This window comes from Fibrobacter sp. UWH4 (assembly GCF_900142475.1).
Taxonomy (GTDB): domain Bacteria; phylum Fibrobacterota; class Fibrobacteria; order Fibrobacterales; family Fibrobacteraceae; genus Fibrobacter.
Map to the genome: position 1 here is coordinate 1 of NZ_FRAY01000018.1, position 5,379 is coordinate 5,379.

A 5,379-nucleotide genomic window follows, 5' to 3' on the forward strand; every position below is an offset into this window, starting at 1 on the left:
GGCGACACGCTTGGGCGTATCGATAAGACCTTCGCGGTTCGGGTTCTCGCCCATGCCTTCCAGAATCATCCGGAAGCCGTCTTCCATTTTCTTAAGTTTTACCTCAGCTCATAAAGAGCCCCTATAAGACCTACTTTTTGAATATACCTTTATTTATGCGGGTTCGCAAGCGTTTTGACACTGAAAAAATCAGAAAAAAAGGAAGGATTTCTTGGATTTTGTCGATTTCAACAAGCCTTTGTATAAAAGATAGCCGCTGATTTCCATCAGGGAAAATGTCAACGACATAACGATTTCTCCTGAAGAAAAAAAGCTGACCTCCGACCTTGACCAGCGTCATCCTGGAGGGCAGCGACGGGATCCATACTTTTCTTACCAACATTTTTCAGGGGCAAGTCTTTGCCTACCCCCTCACCTAAGGGCGGACAGCACTTAGCACTTTTATACGATACTAGGTGCTTTAGCACCTTAGTAGAGTTATCCTCTTTGGGGAAGTGCTTAGTGCGCATGGTCACCAAGGTGAGGCTCCGCCCCTTAAAAATCGCATTATCTTGCCAAATCTATCACAAAAAGGATACTTTTGGTGAATTATGCTGTATAACTTGCCAAATCCATGTGTTTTTATATATATTTGGTAAAGTATAGGGAGGTCCTATGTCCGAAAAACTGATTGTTGGCAGAAAACGCGAAATATCCCTGTTGAACAGGTTCATCGATAGCGACGAAGCTGAATTTGTCGCTGTCTATGGTCGTAGGCGAGTCGGCAAGACTTATCTCGTGAAGAGCCTTTTCCAAAAAAACTTTTCTTTTTACATGACGGGGTTGGCCAATTCCGATCTCAAAAAGCAATTGCAGAATTTTACGGACGCCTTTTCGCAATATTTTTCAAAGAAGGCAACCGTCAAAAATTGGTTTGACGCGTTCAATCTCCTGCGCGACGAACTCTCAAAATTGCGTAAAACCAAGAAAATCATTTTCATTGATGAACTGCCGTGGTTCGATACCGCACGGTCTGACTTTGTAAGCGCCCAGGAACATTTCTGGAATTCGTGGGCCTCCGATGACCCGACCATAAAGTTGATTGTCTGTGGTTCTGCCACGTCGTGGATGATGAACAAGCTCATCAACAACAAGGGTGGTCTGCATAACCGCGTAACGCACCAGATAAAACTTTCTCCGTTCACCCTTGGCGAATGCGAAGAATTTTTGAAGGCAAAAAATTTCACCATGGACCGTTTTGAAATCGCTCAGTTCTACATGGTTTTTGGGGGGATTCCGTATTACTTGAAACTCCTGGACAAAGGCGAAAGCCTTGCACAGAATGTGGACAGACTTTTGTTCGGCGAAGATGGCGAACTCCGCAACGAATTTCACAACTTGTATCACGCGTTGTTCCGCAATTCCGAAAAATACATTGCCATCGTAGAAATTCTTGCTCAAAAGAAAAAGGGGATAACCAGGAATACGTTAATCAAGGAACTTTCGGTCGAGAGTAGCGGGGGCGTGTCCAAGGCCTTGGACGATCTTGAAAATTGCGGATTCATTAGGCGTTATAGTCCCTTTGGCAAGAAGACCAAAGACGAACTGATTCAACTCGTCGATTTCTACACGCTTTTCTATTTCAGGTTCCTCGCGAAACGGGCGAAGGGCCGCCGCAACCAATGGCTGCAAATCCAGGGTAAGCCTGAATACAACAGTTGGTGCGGCTACGCATTCGAAATGCTGTGCCTTCAGCATTATCCGCAAATCCTGAACGCACTCGGAATCTCTGGAATAGAAAGTGCCCCATGTAGCTGGATATATACGGGGAAAGACGGCGCACAATTCGACCTTCTGATCGACCGCATCGACAACGTCATCAACATCTGTGAAATGAAGTTTTCGACCAGCCCCTACGAAGTCACGCAGCATTACTTGACGGAACTCCTTGAAAAAGTCAAGCTGTTCAAGGAATCCTCTAAGACCCGCAAGTCACCGATGCTTACCTTCGTGACATCGCTCGGTCTAAAACCCAATTCCTGCGCCAGGCAGATTCCAAAATCAATCACTTTGGATGTCTTGTATAATTCGCCAAATCTACCATAAAACGCCTACATTTGGCAAGTTATGACTCCTATATGTCCCAGGTTGAGTCATATAGGAAATTTTTGACGGAAAACCTTGAAAAAAGTTGTTTTTCTGCGTTATTCTGGACTTTTGCTTTGTTTCCTAAATTTTACAATGGGGGGGGGTATGGACTTTGGCAGGGGCATTACCTATATTTAACAAGATAAACTATAGACGGGGATGTTTTTATGAAAAAGTCTTTCCAGCGTGTCATTGCGACCCTGAACTTGTTTCAGGGGAAGCAATCTCTAACCATCTGCCTACTCGCGGCATTCTTCGCCCTTTGGGGCTGTGACGATTCATCGTCGGCAAGTTCCGACGAAACGGGTGTTTCCAGTTCGTCTGTAGAGTCGTCTGACTCGAGTGTCACCCTGAGCGGAGCGTCAGCGGAGTCGAATGGGTCTAGTAACGAAACCAAAGACAAGTCATCGAGTAGTGAGAATAAGTCTAGCAGTTCAATAAAAGAAACAAAGAACTCGTCCGATTCTAAGAGTTCCAGTTCTGTAAAGACAGATGATTCTTCTAGTAGTAACAAGGGTAAGTCCAGTTCGTCGGAGAACTCGTCTTCAAGCGAAAAGCAAAGCAGTAGTTCCTCCGAGAAACAGTCTAGTTCAAGTTCTGTCTTGCCTAAATCCAGTAGTTCCGTATTTGAAGTTGATTCTGCTAGGTTGTGTACCCCTGGATATGCATATTGTAATCGCGATTTAGGTGCTGATAGTTTACATGCAGGAGCGTATAAAAAATTTAAGGATACTCGAAATGGTCGGGAATATTATTATTTGACAATTAACGGGAAAAATAGGGATAGAAATGCTGCATCAGTGACTGTCATGGCGGAAAATCTGAATGTTGGAGAAATGATTGATGGTTCAAAGGATCAATCGGATGATTCGAAAATTGAGCGTTATTGCTATGATAATGACACCACGAATTGTGAGGAATATGGTGGGCTTTACCAATGGGCGGAAGCGCTGCAGTTGTCGAGCGAATGCAATACCAAGAGTTGTGCCGCCCAGATAGATCCCGACGGCGATGGGTTCCACCAGGGAATTTGCCCGAAAGGCTGGCACTTACTGACGTATGACGAATTCTACATCGTTGTTCATGCCGATGGGAATGTCAACCCTCTTGTAGAAGGGGTGCGCGGTATGAGTTTCGGTGGACATAACTACAGCGGGTACGGTCTGATTGGTGGCGGAATGCGTATTACGCCTTCGGGTAATTTTAAAGAAAAAAATGAAGTTGCTTATTGGTTCTATCCAGGTGAAAATGAATACGAAAATTATTCGTGCGGTGATGATGGTTACATGGGAAACACGAGTAAGTCTTTGAATACCAATGTATCGTACAAAAAAAATGGTTTGTCCATCCGTTGTGTGAAGGATGAGTAACGAATTCATAATAAGGATGACATAAGGCCAAGAAAAATACGATCGCGGAATGAACAATTTCAAAATTGAACAGCTCGAACCTCGTCTGATGATGAATTTTGCGGTATAAATTCCACATTCCATATTTCACATTGCTTGGTTTGTGGGTGGTGAAAATTTTTACAGGAGATAATGGTATGAAGTGTGTCAAGGGTCTTGGTTTCTTGTGGGTGGCGGTGCTCGCGGCATTCTTCGCCCTTTCCGCCTGCGACGATTCTTCGTCTGCCTCTAGCAATGGACCGGATGAAAATGCGGCGGCGGAGTCTTCTTCAAGTTTAAAAGACTCTGATACTGCCGAAGAGTCATCCTCTTCGATTGACAAGAAGTCTTCGGGTAACGAAACCAAAGACAAGTCATCGAGTGGTAACGTTAAGTCGAGTAGTTCGGTGAAAGACCCTAAGGTTTCATCATCAGATGAAATTTTGAGTAGCAGTTCTTCTGTGAGCCGTAGGTGTGAAGAAGGAACTTTAGATACCGTTGCAACCGATACTTCTACGGCTTATATGCGTTGTTTAAATAATCGTTGGCGTACGGATTCTATCGTCTATGTCAAACCTAAGGTATACCCAGTGATGGATAGTTTGTTTGAAACTAAATATTCTACTTATGGAGAATTTGAAGATCCCCGTGACCATCAGTCGTATAAGACAGTCATCCTAAACATGCATGATAGAGATGGAAAGATTGTTGAGGGCGAAAAGATCGAAGTATTTGCCCAAAATTTAAACTACGGCGAGATGATTGATACTAGTATAAAAATACACGATGACACTAAGGTGGAAAAGTATTGTGACTTGAATGACGAGTGGTTCTGCGACAACGGTTGGGGTGGCCGGTACACATGGAGCGAAGCGATGGGCTTATCAGCTAAGTACGACTCAGTGCTTTGGAAGGATACCGTAGGTGGAGACACTAGAATTCATCAGGGCTTGTGTCCGGAGGATTGGCATATAATGAATGCCTATGAATGGAAAAATTACACTTCAACAATGGGGCTACCGCTTGCTTCAAAAGTGAATTGGAGTCCTCTTGATAAAGCCGGCGCAAATATGTCGGGATTGTCTGTGCTTTTCCAGATGAAAACCTACAAAGAAAATTGGGGAAATGCAACATTTTTTCTTCCTACAGAAGAGGATGGTAAAAAAATGTATCGAGTTACTGTCAATGATAGCTATGTCACTCAAAATGCCGCAGCAATAAAGCATCATAATTGGTTTTATGTTCGTTGTGTAAGAGATTACTAATAGAAGTGTTATTATAAGTAAAATTTCAACAAACAGATTTCCTAAGAGGTTCTATGTCTAATTTTAAAAAGAACAAAATGTTCAAGAAAAACAATCGTTTTGATTGCAAGATTGAGCAACTTGAGCCGAGACTTATGATGGATTTTGCGGTATAAATTCCACATTCCATATTTCACATTGCTTGGTTTGTGGGTGGTGAAAATTTTTACAGGAGATAATGGTATGAAGTGTGTCAAGGGTCTTGGTTTCTTGTGGGTGGCGGTGCTCGCGGCATTCTTCGCCCTTTCCGCCTGTGACGACTCTTCGTCGGCCTCTAGCAACGGACCGGATGAAAACGCAGCGGTCGATTCTTCATCTTCTATTTGTAAAGATTGTGATGACGAATCAAGTAGTTCTGCTAAAAAGATTGAATCCTCTGCTGAAAAGGATGTTGAATCATCGGATGATGCTGAAACAGGCAAGTCTTCTTCAAGTAAGGAAAACAGAACAAGTAGTAGTTCCATAAAGTCAGGAGATTCTTCTAGCAGCAAGAAGGATGTATCTAGTTCGTCGGTCAATTCTTCGTCAAGTGTCAAGTCTAGCAGCAGTTCTTCCGTGAA

General features: G+C 43.4%; 4 protein-coding genes and 2 pseudogenes. 5 read left to right on the plus strand and 1 reads right to left on the minus strand.

Going from position 1 to position 5,379, the window contains the following annotated elements:
* Nucleotides 1-87 (minus strand): annotated as a pseudogene (locus tag BUA93_RS16695) (GTP cyclohydrolase I); the annotation flags it as partial.
* Between the two features lie 567 nt (nt 88-654).
* Here BUA93_RS16695 and BUA93_RS15610 point away from each other — a divergent pair.
* From BUA93_RS15610 to BUA93_RS16075, 5 genes and pseudogenes are all read left to right on the plus strand, one after another.
* Nucleotides 655-2,085: an AAA family ATPase gene (locus BUA93_RS15610; protein ID WP_072980994.1), complete on the plus strand. Its 1,431-nt coding sequence runs from the start codon at nt 655-657 to the stop codon at nt 2,083-2,085.
* 209 nt (nt 2,086-2,294) lie between these two features.
* Nucleotides 2,295-3,497, plus strand: coding sequence for an FISUMP domain-containing protein (locus BUA93_RS15800; RefSeq protein ID WP_083597534.1), 1,203 nt, complete (start codon nt 2,295-2,297; stop codon nt 3,495-3,497).
* Between the two features lie 49 nt (nt 3,498-3,546).
* A complete protein-coding gene (locus BUA93_RS16855; protein WP_139258132.1) occupies nt 3,547-3,606 on the plus strand; it encodes an LEPR-XLL domain-containing protein in 60 nt (19 codons plus the stop codon).
* Between the two features lie 67 nt (nt 3,607-3,673).
* Nucleotides 3,674-4,780 carry an FISUMP domain-containing protein gene (locus BUA93_RS15625; RefSeq protein ID WP_072981000.1) on the plus strand — a complete coding sequence of 369 codons (1,107 nt, stop codon included), beginning with the start codon at nt 3,674-3,676 and terminating at the stop codon, nt 4,778-4,780.
* Between the two features lie 222 nt (nt 4,781-5,002).
* Nucleotides 5,003-5,379, plus strand: a pseudogene (locus BUA93_RS16075) (hypothetical protein); the annotation flags it as partial.

What these genes read in the sequence shown, in the direction of transcription:
- BUA93_RS15625 (WP_072981000.1), top strand. Translation starts at nt 3,674, where the DNA reads ATGAAGTGTGTCAAGGGTCTTGGTTTCTTGTGGGTGGCGGTGCTCGCG.
- BUA93_RS15610 (WP_072980994.1), top strand. Translation starts at nt 655, where the DNA reads ATGTCCGAAAAACTGATTGTTGGCAGAAAACGCGAAATATCCCTGTTG.
- BUA93_RS15800 (WP_083597534.1), top strand. Translation starts at nt 2,295, where the DNA reads ATGAAAAAGTCTTTCCAGCGTGTCATTGCGACCCTGAACTTGTTTCAG.